The following is a 17,720-nucleotide window of genomic DNA, read 5'->3' as shown; positions in this document are numbered from 1 at the left end:
AAAAGAGAAATTTGTTCATTTTTCTCTCTTATATTTCATAGATTGGAGTAATGGTGAGAATATAAGTGAGAAATCCATGATAGATGAAAAACAGAGAAAGATTTTAGGCATTGTAATGGCGGCAATTCTTCTGGTGTCCATGTATTTTGTGGCGAGGGAGGGGGCCGCCTATGTTAATGCGGACAAAGTGCTCTCAGAACAGCATAAGGGCGAGAAAATCTGTGTTGTCATCGATGCAGGACACGGAGGAGCAGATCCCGGAAAGGTTGGGATTAACGGCGCTTTAGAAAAAGATATCAATTTGCAAATTGCGATGTTGGTGAAGGATTTTCTCGAGGCGGCTGATATTGAGGTAGTTATGACGAGAACGGATGATGGCGGTCTGTATGATGATAATACCTCTAACAAGAAAGTGCAGGATATGAAGCGCAGGATTGCTATTATCGAGGAAGCTAAACCGCACATTGTTGTGAGCATTCATCAAAATAGCTACCAGGAGGAATATGTGCATGGGGCACAGGTCTTCTATTATACCGGGAGCGCGACCGGGAAGTATCTGGCAGAGCTGATACAAAAGAGATTTGTAGCAGGGGTAGACCCGAATAATAAAAGAGAAGCGAAAGCGAATGATAGTTATTATTTATTAAAAAAGACATCGGTACCAATTGTCATTGTAGAATGCGGTTTTCTATCGAACAGGGGAGAAGCGGAGAAATTGAATTCGAGAACTTATCAAGAACAGGCAGCATGGGCGGTACATATGGGAGTATTGCAGTATTTGAACTCAAAGTAGTTACTGTTCACACCGATGGTGTTCATAGCAAACGAAACGTGATCTTTTGGTGCTATTCTTCTTACATAAGTAGAGACAAAGAAAAGTGATTGTGGTATACTATACGGGGTGAAATTAAATGGAAACAAAAATTGTTCTTATGGATGAACAGAGCATAAATGAAAAAATATTGGCGGATGCCGGAGACATTATAAGATCCGGCGGTCTGGTGGCCTTCCCCACGGAGACGGTGTATGGACTTGGCGGGGACGCCTTAAATGAGAAGTCCTCGGAAAGAATATATCGGGCGAAAGGAAGACCTTCCGATAATCCGCTCATCGTGCATATTTGCAGGCGGGAAGATATGAAGGCAATTGTGAAGGAAGTGCCGGAGACGGCATGGAAACTGGCGGAAGTTTTCTGGCCCGGACCTCTTACTATGATACTTCATAAGTCGGAGAAAATACCTTATACGACAACAGGGGGACTCGATACGGTGGCAGTCAGGATGCCGCGGCATAAGGTGGCTCTCGCTTTTATCGAGGCAGCGGGCGGATATATTGCGGCACCGAGTGCGAATACATCGGGTAAACCAAGTCCTACTCTTGCGAAGTATGTAGAAGAAGATATGTCAGGTAGAATAGAAATGCTAATAGACGGCGGAGAAGTGGGTATCGGGCTGGAGTCAACGATTGTTGATTTGACAGAGGAGATTCCGATGATACTGCGTCCCGGTTATATTACGAAAGCAATGTTGGAAGAGGTTCTCGGCGAGGTGAAGGTTGACCGGACGATTTTAAGCGATACCACTGACAAAGCACCGAAAGCTCCGGGTATGAAGTATAGACATTATGCACCAAAAGGGAATCTTACGATTATTGCCGGAACGCAGGAAGATGTAGTGAAGGAAATTAATCGAAGAGCGGAGAGGATGCGTGAGGGAGGAGAAAAGGTCGGAATTATCGGAACGGACGCGACTATTTCTCTTTATATAGGAGATAGTATTAAAAGTGCGGGCAAAAGAGAGGATGAGGAATCCATTGCAAGGGCACTCTATCGGATACTGCGGGAATTCGATGATGAAGGGGTGACGGCGATTTATTCAGAGGCTTTTGATGACACGGCAAAGAGCGGAGGCATTGGACAAGCCATTATGAATCGGCTGTTAAAAGCGGCAGGGCATCATATAGAACATATATGGTAACTATTCAGCAGATTTGCGCAATTTCTGCACTGATCGTAAGAATATGTGGTAAAACAGGTGGAAATCCCATCACCGAAGGTGATTCCAATGGATTTTCACAAAGCAATCTTTGCTTTTGTAACTGTGAAGGTGCTGAGCAGTTACAATATATGAGAAAATAAGAATAAAGGAGAAACTTATGACAATTGCATTAGGATGTGACCATGGCGGTTATGGGCTGAAATTAGAAATTATTAAATATCTGGAAGTGAAAGGAATTGCTTATAAGGATTACGGTTGTTCGGGAATGGAATCCTGTGATTATCCGGAATTTGGACGTGCGGCTGCGGAAGCGGTAGCTGCAGGTGAATGTGAAAAGGGAATTGTAATCTGTACAACGGGAATTGGTATCTCCATTACGGCCAATAAGGTAAGAGGAATTCGATGTGCTCTCTGTGCGGACACTGTCTCTGCCAGGCTGACAAGGGAACATAATGATGCGAATGTACTCGCGCTCGGTGCAGGTATTGTAGGGGTTAATCTTGCACTCGGTATCGTGGAAGAATTTCTTCGCACGGAATTCTCCGAAGAGGAGAAGCACTCCAGAAGAGTTAACGCAATTGCAGCGGTAGAAGAGAAGTTTATGAGATAATAAACTTATCAGATAGTAAGTCATTAAGATAATAAAACAAACAGCGTACACAGGAGGTATTGCAATGGCAAAAGTAGTAATTATGGATCACCCGCTCATTCAGCACAAGATTGGTTATATCAGAAGAAAAGATACGGGAACGAAGGATTTCAGAGAGACGATCAGCGAGATTGCAACTTTAATCTGCTATGAAGCGACGAGAGATCTTCCACTTGCCGATGTGAAAATAGAAACACCGATTTGTGAAGCGACGGCAAAGGTGCTTAAAGGTAAGAAAATGGCAATTGTTCCGATTCTTCGGGCAGGGCTTGGAATGGTGGATGGTATGTTGACATTAATTCCGGCAGCTAAGGTAGGACATATCGGCCTGTATCGTGATCCGGACACCTTGAATCCGATAGAATATTATTGTAAACTTCCTGCTGATTGTGCGGATAGAGAGGTATTTGTCGTAGACCCGATGCTTGCGACAGGCGGTTCCTCAGTGGCAGCCATTCAGATGCTTAAGGATAAGGGATGTAGAAATATTCATTTCATGTGTATCCTGGCAGCTCCGGAGGGTGTGGAAAAGATGAAAGATATGCATCCTGATGTGGATATGTATATTGGCGCTTTGGATGAGAAGCTGAATGATCACGGATATATCATTCCCGGATTAGGGGATGCGGGAGACAGAATATTCGGAACGAAATAAGAATAGCTTAGGCGCGAAGTCTCCGACTTTGAAAGGGGTACAGTTTAAAAATGAAAAGAAAGAACTATATTTCATGGGATGAGTATTTTATGGGCGTATCGAAGCTGTCGGGGATGCGCTCTAAAGATCCTCACACACAGGTGGGGGCTTGTATTGTCAGTGAGGATAATAAGATTTTATCCATGGGTTATAACGGCTTTCCGTCAGGATGCTCTGACGATGAATTTCCATGGGATAGAGAAGGAGAAGTGTACGATACTAAATATGCATATGTTACACATAGCGAATTGAATGCCATATTGAATTATAGAGGAGGCAGCTTGGAGGGGGCTAAGATATATGTTTCTTTGTTCCCTTGTAACGAATGTGCGAAGGCTATCATTCAGTCAGGGATTAAAACAATTGTCTACGATAGTGATAAATATGCAGATACACCGACAACGATGGCGTCGAAACGCATGCTGGATGCAGCGGGCATAAGATATTACAGATACCAGAGAACAGGACGTAAGGTAGAACTTGATATGTAGCGGATAGTAACTATTCAGTAGGTCTGCGCATTTACTGAACAGTTACGGCGGATGGTTGCATATTGGCGAAGCATAAGGCGGGCGGAAAGTTATGAAGTACAAAGGAAAACAGAATATGGCAGTGATGCTCACGATAGCATTGCTGGCGGGAATGATTCCTACGACGACTGCAGCCAATGTATATGCGACAGAAGCTACAAGAAAGAAGCTGCAGGAAGCTCAGAATGAAAAAAAAGAAACAGAAGAGAACTTGAGCCAGACACAGGAAGAGCTGCAGAATTTAAATCAAGAAAAGGATTCCTTACAAGGACATCTACATAATCTTAACAATCAATTGAAAGAGGTTAGCGATAATCTGGAAGAGCTGGAAAATAAAATTAGTGATAAAGAGGATGAAATAGAGCAGACAAGGGAAGAACTGGCAGATGCAAAGGCTACAGAAGAGTGGCAGTATGAAAGCATGAAAAAGAGAATTCAATTTATCTATGAAACGCAGGATTATGTTATGCTGGAAGTACTTTTTGCATCCGCAAATTTCTCCGATTTTATAAATCGGAGCGATTATATTGAACAGCTATCTTCTTATGATAGGAAGAAGCTGCAAGAATATGCGGAAACAAAGGAACAAATTGCGGCAGCAGAGAAGCAATTGGAAGAAGAGAAAAAAGAACTGGATGAATATAAGGCGAAGGTAGAAGTGGAAAAGAGCCGGGTATCAGGCCTTGTAGGACAAACTTCCAGCAATATAGCCGGTAAGAAAAATGAAATCTCACAGGCGGAGGCGGATGCCCTTGCCTATGAACAGCGAATTAAGGAACAGGAAGCGAGTATTTCTGAGCTGCAGGCGAAGTTGGCAGAGGAAATTCGTCTCTCACAGTTAGCGGCACAGTCAGCATGGAGGGATATTTCCGAGGTGAGCTTTGCCGAGGGAGATCGGTATCTTTTGGCGAATTTGATTTATTGTGAAGCAGGGGGAGAAGGTTATACCGGGCAGCTTGCTGTAGGAGCAGTTGTAATTAACCGCGTACTAAGCTCTGTATATCCTGATTCGGTGGTAGGTGTTATTTATCAGGGATCACAGTTCTCGCCGGTGGGAAGCGGACGGCTTGCGATTGCTCTGGCAGAAGGAAAGGCGACTGCCAGTTGTTACCAGGCGGCAGATGATGCTATGAAAGGGAATACGAATGTAGGAAATTGCGTGTATTTCCGCACTCCTATCGAGGGGTTGAGCGGCATTCGAATCGGAGGCCACGTATTTTATTAAAAATAAGCTCTTAGGGTCGCAGAACTCTAAATATAGTAAGAGCCGCTATAAAGGGTAATGTGATATAATCCCTGTATAGTGGCTCTTATTCAGTATATATAATATGTAATTCAATAAAACCTTATAATATATCCTCGATATATTGCTGCAAGGTGTAAAAGCTGCCGTTATATATAATTTGCAGGAGCTGATTGAGACGGAGTAAACACTCCTTTAAAAGATCTTCTTCCAAAAGACTGTTATTAAGAGCAGTCACAAGTTCGTCTAAATCGATAACCTTCACAAAGCCATCGGGATAAATAATAACATCTGCCAGAAGGTCGAGAGAGGTTAAGGAATTTGTTTCAGAATCATAGATATACTCCACAATGTCGCAATACCAATAGAGAAGAGAACCGTCTTCGCGGTAAAATTTACTCACCTTAAGTCCTTGCTTCAGCAAATAACAAGAATAGCCGTGATGGAGATCCTTTTTTGGTTTCAGTGCATTCCATTTAGTGACGATAACGTCCTCGCTACAGGTGACAATGATGTCATCTTTTAAAAGGATACGTTCATCCGGAATGATTCGTTGACGATAAAGAATGGGATTTGCCATAAGCCCTCCTGTCTCGCCGCGGATCATAAATGGCGGCGCTTATGTATAAATATTTTAGCAATATTATACTGCGCCGAGCAAGGCGAGTGTGCAAGAAACATACCGTGGCCGCGTGCGGACAAGGTATGCGTTTATGAGTGTATATACTTCAAAATATTACATGCAAAGAAAATAAAAGTCAACCCGGTAAATAACATAATTTGAAAAGGTATTTCTGTGTATTGTGCTAGACATGAGCTAAGAAAATCGGTATAATCAATAAAAGGGTCGGCAAAGAACAGAAAGGTGGAAGCGCATTGAAATACGGGAAAAATGTATACCATGCATTGACAATGATTACTCAATTCGGTATTAATATGCTCGTCCCTGTTTTTTTATGTTCTTTTGCCGGAATGTATATCGATGAGAAGTTAGGTACAGCTTATTGGATGATTATATTATTCTTTATCGGGGCTTTAGCCGGATTTCGCAATGTATTTATATTTGCTCGGAGAATATATACCATGGAGAGCAAGGGAGACACCTCGTATGGGAAAAAGAAATCGGATGCAGAGAGAACGAAAAAAGATAGATAGAACACTGCTTGAGTTAATTGTCGGTATTGTTTTCTGGGGGCTTCTCTGCCAGATGACCGGTATATGGTTTGTGGCAGATAAGCTCAATTACAGTATTGGAATATGGCTGGGTACAGCGGTAGCAGCAGGAGCTGGTGCTCACATGTGGTGGGGACTTGACAGGGCGTTGAATTACTCACAGGATGCAGCGCAGAAGCAGCTCACCAAATATAATATTATCAGATATCTGTTTATTGTAGTTGTGTTGGCTATCATTATGCTCAGTGAAATAGCTAATCCGTTGTCTGCATTTTTGGCGTTGATGGGATTGAAAGTAGCGGCTTATGCTCAGCCGATTACTCATAGAATATGTTCCTCCTTTTACAGGGAGGATATGCCGGAGAAGAAATAGGGTATCCTGGCAGGAACATAAATAAACATAAGGAGATGAAAGGATGGAACAAGGAATTTTGTTATCCGCAGCTGATAGCATCGACTTTATGGTGCACGGTATATTTTCGTACGAGCTGTTTGGGCAAACCGTCTGGATAACAACAACACATGTGTGTGTTTTAATCGTAATGCTTGTTATCATAGGTTTCTGTGCGGCAGTGAATCGGGCGATAAAGCATGCGAGTGAGGTTCCCGGAGTGTTTCAGAATATTGCGGAGCTGATTGTAGAGATGCTCGACAATATGGTAGGCGGAGTAATGGGAAAACATGCGGTCAATTTCCGCAATTACATCGGAACCATATTTATCTTCATTCTAATCAGCAATATTTCTGGTTTATTCGGGCTCAGACCGCCGACTGCCGATTATGGCGTTACTTTAGCTCTTGGTATTATGACGTTTGCGATTATTCATTACAATCAGTTCAAATACCAGAAGGTAAAGGGAGTTTTGCAGGGCTTGTGTGATCCCTGGCCCATATGGGCACCGATTAATTTGATTGGAGAGGTGGCGGTACCTATATCGCTATCGCTGCGTCTGTTCGCCAATATTTTGTCGGGTGTTGTTATGATGGCACTGATTTACGGTTTGTTATCGAAGATAGCGATTATATGGCCGGCAGCGCTTCATGTATATTTTGATTTGTTCTCAGGAGCAATTCAGACGTATGTATTTTGTATGCTTACGATGACGTATATCTCCAATGCATGTGCGACGGAGTAATGAAAAATTGAATATGAAATTAATAAAAAAGAATCCACAAGACGGAATTCTTTAAGAAAACAAAACGATATTATATTTAGCGATCAAGGAGGAAATTTAGAATGGAATTTAACACGAACTTTGTATTAGGATGCTCGGCAATTGGTGCAGGACTTGCTGTTATTGCAGGTATCGGACCTGGTGTAGGACAGGGTATTGCGGCAGGACATGCGGCAGCGGCAGTAGGAAGAAATCCGGGCGCGAAGTCGGATATCACTTCTACGATGCTTTTAGGACAGGCAGTAGCGGAGACAACTGGTCTTTACGGACTTCTTATCGCGATGCTGCTCTTATTCGTGAAACCTCTGGCAAAATAGAAAGGAGGATTTTGTGTTGGATAAATTAGCAGCTACGGGTTTGATTTTGGCGACGGGGCAAATGGAACCGAGATTATTCGATCTGGACCTTCAATTGCTTGCAGATGCATCGCTCATGATTATTGCCGTGTTCTCGCTATTTTTAATTGCTTCTAAGCTTTTGTTCAATCCGGTAAGGGATGTGATGCAAAAAAGGCAGGATAAAATCAGAGGAGAATTGGATACTGCGGCAAAGAGCATGGAAGATGCGTCAGCGCTGAAAGCAGATTATGAGAATAAACTGAAAGATATTAACAAAGAAGCCGAAGAGATATTGAGCGAAGCGCGCAAAAAAGCGCTCGTTAATGGGAATAGAATTGTTTCGGAGGCGAAAGAAGAAGCGGCAGGAATTATACAAAGGGCGCAGGCAGAAGCAGAGCTTGAGCGGAAGAAGGCGATGGAAGACGTGAAACGTGAAATGATAGTAATCGCCTCCCTGATGGCCGGTAAAGTAGTGAGCGCCTCGATCGATACTGCGATACAGGATACTTTGATTGATGAGACGTTGAAAGAAATAGGTGAAAGCACATGGCTAAGCTAGTTTCAAAGGTATATGGAGAAGCTTTATTCGAGCTTGCGGTGGAAGAAGAAAAAGTCGATGTGTTTGTGGAAGAAATGGAAGGAATAAAGGCTGTGCTCGCTGAAAATCCAGAGTTTAGCCGGCTCATGAACCATCCGAAAGTTCTAAAGGAAGAAAAGGTGTCGGTTCTTGAAAACGTATTTAAAGGGCGTATTTGTGACGAATTGACCGGTTTTCTAACACTGATTGTGACGAAAGACCGCTATGGCGAATTAGATGGCATTCTCGATTATTTTCTGGCTGAGATTAAGAAATTCAAGGGAATCGGCGTCGCTACCGTAACAACGGCAACGACGCTTTTGGATGAGCAGAAAATACGGATTGAGCAGAAGCTTTTGGAGACTACATCCTATGAAAAGATGGAGATGAACTATGCTGAGGATAAGGAATTAATTGGAGGTATGGTCATAAGAATCGGAGACAGGGTGGTTGACAGCAGTGTCAGAACGAAGCTGAATGAGCTGACAAGGCAGTTAATAGGTATTCAATTGTCTTAAGCTGTAACTGTGAGGTATGAAACAGTTACTTAAAACCTAAAAATTAAGAAAGGTGCGAACAGATTCATGAATTTAAGACCGGAAGAAATAAGTTCTGTTATTAAAGAGCAGATTAAGAAATATACGTCTGAGTTGGAAGTGTCGGATGTAGGTACGGTAATTCAGGTTGCGGACGGTATTGCACGTGTATATGGCCTTGAAGATGCGATGCAGGGTGAGCTTTTGGAGTTCCCGGGGGAAGTATACGGCATGGTGCTCAATCTGGAAGAAAATAACGTCGGTGCGGTACTTCTTGGCAGCCATAAAAATATTAACGAGGGCGATACCGTTAAGACCACAGGAAGAGTGGTGGAGGTGCCGGCCGGAGATGCGATGCTTGGACGTGTAGTAAATGCTCTCGGTCAGCCTATTGATGGAAAAGGACCGATACACACGGATAAATATCGAAAAATTGAGAAAGTTGCCTCTGGCGTTATTACAAGAAAATCAGTAGACACACCATTACAGACAGGTATTAAGGCAATTGACTCCATGGTTCCTATCGGAAGAGGACAAAGAGAGCTTATTATCGGTGATAGACAAACCGGTAAGACAGCAATTGCAATTGATACGATTATTAACCAGAAGGGACAGGGAGTAAAGTGTATTTATGTTGCTATCGGGCAGAAGGCTTCTACCGTTGCTGCTATCGTGAAAACGCTGGAGGAATACGGTGCGATGTCTTATACGACGGTCGTTACAGCTACGGCGAGCGATCTGGCCCCACTTCAATACATTGCACCGTATGCAGGATGTGCGATCGGTGAAGAATGGATGGAAAATGGAGAGGATGTTCTTGTCATCTATGATGACTTGAGTAAACATGCAGCGGCTTACCGTACGCTCTCCTTGCTTCTTAAGAGACCTCCGGGACGTGAAGCTTACCCGGGAGATGTATTCTATCTGCATTCCAGATTGCTGGAAAGAGCAGCGCGCATGAGCGAGGAATACGGGGGAGGCTCTTTAACAGCTCTTCCTATTATCGAGACGCAGGCAGGGGATGTTTCTGCTTATATTCCGACCAATGTAATCTCCATTACCGATGGACAGATTTACCTGGAGTCGGAAATGTTCAATTCCGGTTTTCGTCCGGCGGTTAATGCAGGGCTTTCCGTATCCCGTGTAGGCGGTGCGGCTCAGATTAAAGCGATGAAGAAGATTGCTGCCCCGATTCGTGTGGAACTTGCACAGTACAGGGAACTCGCAGCATTTTCCCAGTTTGGTTCCGAGCTGGATGCGGATACGAAAGAGAAGCTGGCACAGGGTGAGCGTATTCGAGAGATTCTGAAACAATCTCAGTATAAACCTATGCCGGTACAATATCAGGTTATTATTATATTTGTAGTAACTAATAAATATTTAATAGATATTCCGGTAGAAAATGTCACTCGTTTTGAGAGTGAATTCTTCGAATTCCTGGATATGAAATATTCTGAAATTCCGACAACAATTGCGAAAGAGAGAGAGATTTCACAAAAGGTGGAAGAAGACTTGAGAAAAGCGGTTGAAGAGTTTAAGAAGCAGTTTAAAGCTTCATTATAAGAAAGGAAAAGGTAGTTGTCATGGCCTCAATGAGAGACATAAAAAGGCGTAAAAGCAGTATACAGAGTACACAGCAGATTACCAAAGCCATGAAGCTTGTTTCCACCGTTAAACTGCAAAAGGCAAAACAACGTGCGGAGCAGTCGAAAGATTATTTCAAATGCATGTACGACACCGTTATTTCCATGCTTGCGAAGACAAAAGGGGTAAATCATCCTTATTTGACAGGCGGGGCTTCGGGTAAAAAGGGTGTTATCGTCATTACTTCTAACAGAGGATTGGCCGGCGGATATAATTCTAATATTACGAAGCTGATTACTCAGGGAGATTTCTCCAAGGAAGATTCCATCATTTATACGATCGGCAAAAAGGGCAGAGAAGCCTTGCAAAGGCATGATTTCACGATAAAAGCTGACTTTTCGGAGATGGCAGAGGAACCTTCCTATACGGATGCGGTTAATGTAAGCACAAAGGTGCTCGCTGATTTCGCAGACGGAACGATTGGAGAAATTTACCTGGCCTATACGGCATTCAAAAATACGGTGGTACATGAACCGATGCTGTTAAAATTGCTGCCTGTGGACATGGAAGCGGACAAGGTTCAGGAGCAGAAAGAGGAAACGGAAACTCTTATGAATTTTGAACCGGCGGAAGACACCGCTTTGGATATGATTATCCCTAAGTATATAACGAGCTTGATTTTCGGAGGCTTGGTAGAAGCAGTTGCCAGCGAGAACGGTGCGAGAATGCAGGCGATGGATTCGGCGACGAGCAATGCCGAAGAGATGATCGACCATTTGGCTCTAATGTACAACAGAGCGCGTCAGGGTTCCATTACTCAGGAATTGACAGAAATCATTGCAGGAGCTGGCGCAATATCAAATTAATGTGAAAGGAAAAAAAGATGGCAGAGATTAGTAAAAGCATAGAGAATACCGGAAAAGTCACCCAGGTTATCGGTGCTGTACTCGACGTTAAATTCTCCGGAGGAAGACTTCCGGAAATTAATGAGGCTATTCAGGTTCCTACTAAGGACGGCGGAGAGCTGGTAGTAGAGGTATCTCAGCATTTGGGAGATGATACGGTAAGATGTATTGCCATGGGGCCGACCGATGGACTTGTAAGAGGCATGGAAGCGATTGCGACGAAGGCTCCTATCACAGTACCTGTTGGAGAGAATACACTGGGACGAATGTTCAATGTTCTGGGACAGCCCATCGATAATAAGCCGGTACCTTCCGAAGTAGGATATGAGCCGATTCATAGAGCGGCACCTGCTTTTGAGGAGCAATCTACGGAGACAGAGTTGTTGGAGACAGGCATCAAAGTTGTTGACCTTCTTTGCCCCTATCAAAAGGGTGGTAAGATTGGTCTGTTCGGCGGCGCCGGAGTAGGGAAAACGGTGTTGATCCAGGAACTTATTCGTAACATTGCTACAGAGCACGGCGGATATTCTGTATTTACAGGAGTTGGAGAGAGAACGAGAGAAGGAAATGACCTTTATCACGAAATGATAGAGTCAGGCGTTATCGATAAGACGACAATGGTATTCGGACAGATGAACGAGCCGCCGGGAGCGAGAATGCGAGTAGGTCTTACCGGTCTTACAATGGCTGAATATTTCAGGGATAAGGGCGGTAAGGACGTACTTTTATTCATCGATAATATTTTCCGCTTTACCCAGGCCGGTTCCGAGGTATCCGCACTGCTGGGACGTATGCCTTCAGCAGTAGGTTATCAGCCAACGTTGCAAACAGAGATGGGTGCATTACAGGAGCGTATTACTTCTACGAGAAACGGTTCCATTACTTCTGTGCAGGCAGTCTATGTACCTGCAGATGATTTAACGGACCCGGCACCGGCTACGACCTTTGCTCATTTGGATGCAACGACAGTATTATCCCGTTCTATTGTGGAATTGGGTATTTATCCGGCAGTTGATCCGTTGGAATCGACATCCAGAATATTGGATCCTAGAATTCTCGGTGAGGAGCACTATGAAGTAGCACGCGGTGTGCAGGAGATTCTTCAGAAATATAAAGAATTACAAGATATTATCGCTATCCTCGGTATGGATGAACTTTCCGAGGGGGATAAGCTGGTAGTGTCACGCGCGCGAAAGGTACAAAGATTCTTATCACAGCCTTTCTTCGTTGCCGGACAGTTCACGGGATTGGAAGGAAAGTATGTTCCGGTGGCTGAGACCATTCGCGGTTTCAAAGAGATTCTGGAAGGAAAACATGATAGCATACCGGAGAGCTATTTCCTGAATGCCGGAAGTATAGATGACGTGCTCGCCCGCGTGAAATAAGGGGGAGCATATGGAGAATAATAGAAATTTCAAACTAAGAATCATCACGCCGGAACGGACCTTCTATGAAGGTGAGGCTGTGATGGTGGAGTTCAATACAACAGAAGGTGAAATAGGTATCTATAAGGAACACGTTCCTACTACAGTAATAGTGAAACCGGGAGTCCTTACGATTACGATGGAGGATGGAGTGCGTCATGCGGCCTTGCACGCAGGATTCGTAGAAATTCTAAAGGATAGCGTCACTATTCTTGCAGAACTTGTAGAATGGCCGGATGAAATCGATAGAAGGCGAGCGGAAGCGGCGAAGGAACGTGCCGAGGAAAGAATACGTACGAAGACCCCGGAAACCGATATGCTCAGAGCCGAAACAGCCTTGCAAAGAGCGATGGCGCGTATCCATACATTGCCATAAAAGAAAGTCAAAAAAGGGAAAAATGCATATGATAACATAAAAATAGTGTTTCCGTGAAGGAAGTTTTCATGTATAATCAAAGAATTTTACCCTTTTATATGACATATCCGTTGCCGCTTTATTATCAAGAAGAAGATACGGCAACCAGGGATTTGGAATACTTACAGCAGATGTATCCTATGGAGGCGAAGAAATACCAGAAGATAATTGCCGGTATATTGGATAAGCTGGATTATGAAGGCAGTATGATTTATGATGAATATCCCGATAAATGGCAAATGTACCGACTTTCTCAGAGTGTCCTGGAGGTTATTAGAAAGAAGGAAGAGGAGACGAATAAAGATACCGTGATTTCGAAAGAAAAATGGGATTCTATTTTTGATTTGGTGCAGATTATTCTTTGCTACGAGGTATATAAAAGAAGGCATAATCGAGGCAATAGCGGGATTTTAAAGTTTTAGTTGTAGTTTTACCGCAAAGTCAGTAAAATATAGTCATGGCATTTACTGCCATGGCTATATTTATGTTATTATATTATAGAAAGTTTTTCCTGTGATATAAAAGCCCTACGGGCAAATATGCGCAGCTACGTGCGCGGAACAAAAGGAATCGAAGAATGGAAGAATTATTAAGAGAAATGATTACAGAGGATCTGTACCGGATCGTTATAAGTAATCCCAGAGATAAAGATAAGAAAAGCAAAGTGAAAATAAGGCCTGTAATGCTGAAAAATAAATTATGTTTTCAAGAAACATCATATATAGGAACCCAGGTATTTCATGAAAATTTCGAAAAAGAGGCCATACTTATAAAAATTATGACATATATGTCAGAAGAATTTCGCCAATGTGAAATAGAAGCAGTCAATGGGAAGGCAACGATACTTGTGAGTAAAAAAGGAAAGGTAACGATAAATCGGAAGCTGTCTGCAAACGAAAGAAAGTCAGTGGATTTATCCCATAATCGGGTGAAATCCTATATTCTGGAGGAAGGGATTCCGGTTCCTTTCCTTATCGATTTGGGAGTACAGACCGTGGACGGTAACATTGTGCGTTCTAAATATGATAAGTTTAAGCAAATTAACCGTTTTTTGGAATTTATAGAAGATATTTTGCCCACACTCCCTAAGGATAGGACTCTTCGTATTATAGATTTTGGATGTGGGAAATCTTATCTCACCTTTGCCATGTATTACTATCTCGACCTGTTGCAGAAGTTCGATGTGCAGATTATAGGACTTGATTTGAAGAAAGAGGTAATTGCAAACTGTAATGAGCTGGCAGGGAGATATGGGTATCATGGACTTACATTTTTATATGGAGATATCAGCACTTTTGAGAATGATGAAAATGAGGTAGATATGGTCGTTACTCTTCATGCTTGCGATACTGCAACGGATTATGCCATTGCGAAAGCGGTACAATGGAAGGCGGGAGCAATTCTCTCCGTACCTTGTTGCCAACATGAGGTAAATGCTCAGATTATGAGTGAGGAACTTGCCCCCCTATTAAAATATGGCTTAATTAAGGAGAGGATATCGGCACTTATTACAGATGCCGTGCGAGCTAACCTATTGGAGGAGCAAGGATATGAGGTACAGATCTTGGAATTTATAGATATGGAACATACCCCCAAAAATATACTGATTCGGGGAGTGCGCAGATCAGTGAACACAGGGAAGCGCAAGGAGACAAATGTGAAAAAAATGACAAAGGCGATGAATATAGAAACTACCTTGCAGAAATTAATGTAATAAAGTGGTAACTATTCAGCAGGCCTGCGTACTGCCAGCCTTTGAAAGGATCATGGTCGTATAAATGAAAAAGACAGTAATAAAATGTGTATATATAGCGGCGGTATTCTTATTAGCGCTTTTCTTAAGCAGCATAGCTCTCAATCAGGGAAATACCGAAATGACAATGGAGATGGCACCGGCTACTTATCCGATAATTCGCATGTTTGCAGGGGACAGAGAGGTGAACAGCCTGCATGGATATAAGGACAGTATGGAAACGAGTTTTCAAAGAGATTGCCTTACACCTCTCGGCGAGGGAAGAAGAGTAGTATTCACTGTCGATAAATATGGAGCAAGCGTAGAAAGTCTCTCCTTTGAAGTGAGAAGTATCGACGGAAGCCGCCTGGTGGAGAGCACAAAAGTTTCCCAATATGAGGAAACGGAGGAAACGATTCGGGCGGAGTTCGCCATTAAGGACTTAATTGAGGAAAATACGGAATACATGCTCGTTCTTTTGCTTGAGGATGGCAATGGAAGAACGATTTATTATTATACGCGGATTATTCAGGCGGAGAGCTATTATGCAGATGAGAAAATCGATTATGTACTTGATTTTCATAAAAGAACTTTTGATAAGGAAGCTGCCAAAGAACTGACGAAATATTTGGAATCTAATTCCGAAGGGGATAATACGACGTACAGCAAGGTTACAATACACAGCAGCTTTAACCAGGTAACATGGGGCGAGTTGGCTGTTAAGAAAGTGACAGAACCCGATTTACAGGTGAAGGAACTTTCAACACAGACGGGAGCTTTTGAACTTAACTATATCGTTTCTTTGGGGCAGGGAAAGCACATCAACCTCTTTCGTGTGAAGGAATTTTACCGTATTCGTTATACTTCCGATAGAATTTATCTGTTGGATTTCGAAAGAACTATGAAGCAGGTTTTTGATGAAAAGTCAGACGTATTTAATAATAATAAAATTAAGCTTGGAATTACATCGCCCTCATCCATTTCCCTGGCAGAAAGCGACGGTGGCAATGTTTTGGCGTTTACAGACGGAAATCAGTTGTATTGTTATAACATAACGGAAGATAAGCTGTCACGGTTGTTCGGATTTTATAATGGAGACTATAGCGATGCCAGGGTCACATGGCAAAAGCACGAGATAAAGATATTGAATGTGGATGAATCCGGGAATGTTCAGTTCATTGTTTATGGATATATGAACAGAGGAAAGCATGAAGGAGAAGTGGGGATTGCGGTATATCATTTCAGCGGTCCTTTGAATACTGTGGAAGAACTTGCCTATATTCCAAGCGATAGCTCCTTTGATGTCCTTCAGGCAGAAATCGACCAGCTTTCCTATATTAATAAGTCAGGCATCTTCTTTTTTATTCATGAGGGAACGGTATATGCGGTTAACTTAGAGAACAGGACATGTGAAGTGATGATTGCCGGTCTGACGGAAGGCAGCTTCAAAGTGTCAGATTCGAACCGTATGCTCGTATGGCAGACTGGAAGAGAGCGTCATGAGAGTAAAAAGTTGATTCTTATGAATTTGAATACGAAGGAAAAGACAGAGATAGATGCAGGAGCAGGAGAATATATTGCTCCCCTCGGTTTCATGGGAGAGGACTTAATATATGGCCTTGCCAAGAGCGATGACATCGTTCATGAGAATACAGGAAGCATACTATTCCCTATGTATTATATTAAGATACAAAATGAAAGCGGCGAAGTACTGAAATCCTATAAGCAGTCGGATACCTATGTGGTAGGCAGTGAAATTCAAGGCAATCAAATTAACTTATATCGGGTGAAAAAGGAAGAATCCGGGAGTTATGTTGAGATAGCCAATGATCAGATTATCAATACTAAAATAGAGACTGTCGGTAACAACATGATAGAGACCGTTGCGACACAGGAATATCAGAAGATAGTGCAGATAGCGGTAAAGAGCGCCATTGATACGAAAGCCTTGAAAAGGCTGACCCCTAAGGAGGTATTATTCGAGGGGGACAGGGAAATTGTATTAAAGGAAAAAGAAGATGATGTTATGCGATATTATGTATATAGCAAAGATGGGATATCCGGGATATTCACCGACGAAGGAAATGCGGTTAATCTCGCTTATGAGCTATCCGGTATCGTAGTGAATGAAAAGGGAGATTATGTCTGGATTCGTGGTAATCGAAGTCTGAAAAACCAGATTATGGCGATTAAGGAAGCCGGGATTACGGAGGAAAAAAATAGTCTTGCCGTATGTCTGGATACGATACTTCAATACGAGGGGGTTATGCGCAATTCAGAATACTTATTAAGCCGGGGAGAAAATATTCTGGATATTATGCGAAGTAATCTGGAGGATGTGCGGGTTTTGGATCTGACAGGATGCAGTCTGGACGCTATTTTATATTACACGAATAAGGATATTCCGGTACTGGCAACTTTGAATGATGGAAGTGCGGTCCTTATTATCGGCTTCAATGAACTCAATACAGTTTTAATGGATCCGCTTACAGGCACGATCTATAAAAAGGGGATGAACGATTCCAAGCAGATGTTTGAAGAAAATGGTAATCGATTTATCACTTACATCAGAGAGAAATAGTGTAAAAACGGGTAACGGTGAGGAGGCTGAACTGTTACAAAAACGGCATGTCTACGCCATTCGCAACCAAAAGTTGCGGCTTTTCAAACTAGAATTGGTAGTGCAACTGAGGTGCAATTTCTATAATAAGCTCAAGGAACGAAGAGTAACACCGAATAAAAATTGGG

General features: G+C 42.8%; 21 protein-coding genes. 20 read left to right on the top strand and 1 reads right to left on the bottom strand.

Annotated elements, in window-relative coordinates:
• Nucleotides 1–76 precede the first annotated feature (76 nt).
• From RBB56_RS07665 to RBB56_RS07635, 7 genes are all read left to right on the top strand, one after another.
• Complete coding sequence (locus RBB56_RS07665) at nt 77–793, top strand: N-acetylmuramoyl-L-alanine amidase (protein WP_306721792.1); 717 nt, start codon at nt 77–79, stop codon at nt 791–793.
• A gap of 118 nt (nt 794–911) precedes the next feature.
• Nucleotides 912–1,976, top strand: coding sequence for an L-threonylcarbamoyladenylate synthase (locus RBB56_RS07660; protein WP_306721791.1), 1,065 nt, complete (start codon nt 912–914; stop codon nt 1,974–1,976).
• On the top strand, nt 1,970–2,137 hold the full coding sequence (locus RBB56_RS07655) for a hypothetical protein (protein ID WP_306721790.1): 168 nt from the start codon (nt 1,970–1,972) through the stop codon (nt 2,135–2,137). The genes RBB56_RS07660 and RBB56_RS07655 overlap by 7 nt, the downstream gene beginning before the upstream one ends.
• A gap of 17 nt (nt 2,138–2,154) precedes the next feature.
• Complete coding sequence (rpiB, locus tag RBB56_RS07650; RefSeq protein ID WP_306721789.1) at nt 2,155–2,607, top strand: ribose 5-phosphate isomerase B; 453 nt, start codon at nt 2,155–2,157, stop codon at nt 2,605–2,607.
• A 64-nt stretch (nt 2,608–2,671) separates the two neighbouring features.
• Complete coding sequence (gene upp, locus RBB56_RS07645) at nt 2,672–3,301, top strand: uracil phosphoribosyltransferase (protein WP_306721788.1); 630 nt, start codon at nt 2,672–2,674, stop codon at nt 3,299–3,301.
• Nucleotides 3,302–3,351: 50 nt separating this feature from the next.
• Complete coding sequence (locus RBB56_RS07640) at nt 3,352–3,831, top strand: deoxycytidylate deaminase (protein WP_306721787.1); 480 nt, start codon at nt 3,352–3,354, stop codon at nt 3,829–3,831.
• A 91-nt stretch (nt 3,832–3,922) separates the two neighbouring features.
• Nucleotides 3,923–5,095: a cell wall hydrolase gene (locus RBB56_RS07635; RefSeq protein ID WP_306721786.1), complete on the top strand. Its 1,173-nt coding sequence runs from the start codon at nt 3,923–3,925 to the stop codon at nt 5,093–5,095.
• Between the two features lie 121 nt (nt 5,096–5,216).
• On the opposite strand, the gene RBB56_RS07630 is transcribed toward RBB56_RS07635, so the two are convergent.
• Nucleotides 5,217–5,693: a DUF402 domain-containing protein gene (locus RBB56_RS07630; RefSeq protein WP_306721785.1), complete on the bottom strand. Its 477-nt coding sequence runs from the start codon at nt 5,691–5,693 to the stop codon at nt 5,217–5,219.
• Nucleotides 5,694–5,989: 296 nt separating this feature from the next.
• Here RBB56_RS07630 and RBB56_RS07625 point away from each other — a divergent pair, with 296 nt between their 5' ends.
• The 13 genes from RBB56_RS07625 (at nt 5,990) to RBB56_RS07565 (ending at nt 17,553) form a co-directional block, all read left to right on the top strand.
• Complete coding sequence (locus RBB56_RS07625) at nt 5,990–6,268, top strand: AtpZ/AtpI family protein (protein WP_306721784.1); 279 nt, start codon at nt 5,990–5,992, stop codon at nt 6,266–6,268.
• A complete protein-coding gene (locus tag RBB56_RS07620) occupies nt 6,222–6,659 on the top strand; it encodes a hypothetical protein (RefSeq protein ID WP_306721783.1) in 438 nt (145 codons plus the stop codon). Before RBB56_RS07625 ends, RBB56_RS07620 begins: the two co-directional genes overlap by 47 nt.
• A 43-nt stretch (nt 6,660–6,702) precedes the next feature.
• Complete coding sequence (gene atpB / locus RBB56_RS07615) at nt 6,703–7,422, top strand: F0F1 ATP synthase subunit A (RefSeq protein ID WP_306721782.1); 720 nt, start codon at nt 6,703–6,705, stop codon at nt 7,420–7,422.
• A 101-nt stretch (nt 7,423–7,523) separates the two neighbouring features.
• Nucleotides 7,524–7,778 carry an ATP synthase F0 subunit C gene (gene atpE / locus RBB56_RS07610; protein ID WP_306721781.1) on the top strand — a complete coding sequence of 85 codons (255 nt, stop codon included), beginning with the start codon at nt 7,524–7,526 and terminating at the stop codon, nt 7,776–7,778.
• Nucleotides 7,779–7,839: 61 nt separating this feature from the next.
• The gene (gene atpF / locus RBB56_RS07605) at nt 7,840–8,358 is read left to right on the top strand and encodes a F0F1 ATP synthase subunit B (protein ID WP_306722111.1); all 519 of its coding nucleotides are present in this window, start codon (nt 7,840–7,842) and stop codon (nt 8,356–8,358) included.
• Nucleotides 8,346–8,894 carry an ATP synthase F1 subunit delta gene (gene atpH, locus RBB56_RS07600; protein ID WP_306721780.1) on the top strand — a complete coding sequence of 183 codons (549 nt, stop codon included), beginning with the start codon at nt 8,346–8,348 and terminating at the stop codon, nt 8,892–8,894. The genes atpF and atpH overlap by 13 nt, the downstream gene beginning before the upstream one ends.
• A 66-nt stretch (nt 8,895–8,960) precedes the next feature.
• Nucleotides 8,961–10,475, top strand: coding sequence for a F0F1 ATP synthase subunit alpha (atpA, locus tag RBB56_RS07595; RefSeq protein WP_306721779.1), 1,515 nt, complete (start codon nt 8,961–8,963; stop codon nt 10,473–10,475).
• Nucleotides 10,476–10,495: 20 nt separating this feature from the next.
• The gene (atpG, locus tag RBB56_RS07590; RefSeq protein ID WP_306721778.1) at nt 10,496–11,362 is read left to right on the top strand and encodes an ATP synthase F1 subunit gamma; all 867 of its coding nucleotides are present in this window, start codon (nt 10,496–10,498) and stop codon (nt 11,360–11,362) included.
• A gap of 17 nt (nt 11,363–11,379) precedes the next feature.
• Nucleotides 11,380–12,786: a F0F1 ATP synthase subunit beta gene (atpD, locus tag RBB56_RS07585; RefSeq protein WP_306721777.1), complete on the top strand. Its 1,407-nt coding sequence runs from the start codon at nt 11,380–11,382 to the stop codon at nt 12,784–12,786.
• Nucleotides 12,787–12,796: 10 nt separating this feature from the next.
• Nucleotides 12,797–13,201 carry an ATP synthase F1 subunit epsilon gene (gene atpC / locus RBB56_RS07580; protein WP_306721776.1) on the top strand — a complete coding sequence of 135 codons (405 nt, stop codon included), beginning with the start codon at nt 12,797–12,799 and terminating at the stop codon, nt 13,199–13,201.
• Between the two features lie 68 nt (nt 13,202–13,269).
• Nucleotides 13,270–13,662: a hypothetical protein gene (locus RBB56_RS07575; RefSeq protein ID WP_306721775.1), complete on the top strand. Its 393-nt coding sequence runs from the start codon at nt 13,270–13,272 to the stop codon at nt 13,660–13,662.
• Between the two features lie 155 nt (nt 13,663–13,817).
• A complete protein-coding gene (locus RBB56_RS07570; RefSeq protein WP_306721774.1) occupies nt 13,818–14,954 on the top strand; it encodes a class I SAM-dependent methyltransferase in 1,137 nt (378 codons plus the stop codon).
• Between the two features lie 64 nt (nt 14,955–15,018).
• Nucleotides 15,019–17,553 (top strand): hypothetical protein, encoded by a 2,535-nt coding sequence (locus RBB56_RS07565; RefSeq protein WP_306721773.1) that lies wholly within the window; start codon nt 15,019–15,021, stop codon nt 17,551–17,553.
• Nucleotides 17,554–17,720 lie beyond the last annotated feature (167 nt).

The organism is Kineothrix sp. MB12-C1 (assembly GCF_030863805.1).
Classification (GTDB): Bacteria; Bacillota; Clostridia; order Lachnospirales; family Lachnospiraceae; genus Kineothrix.
The sequence above is the reverse complement of the archived record's forward strand: the minus strand, read 5'-3'. Positions and strand labels throughout refer to the sequence as shown.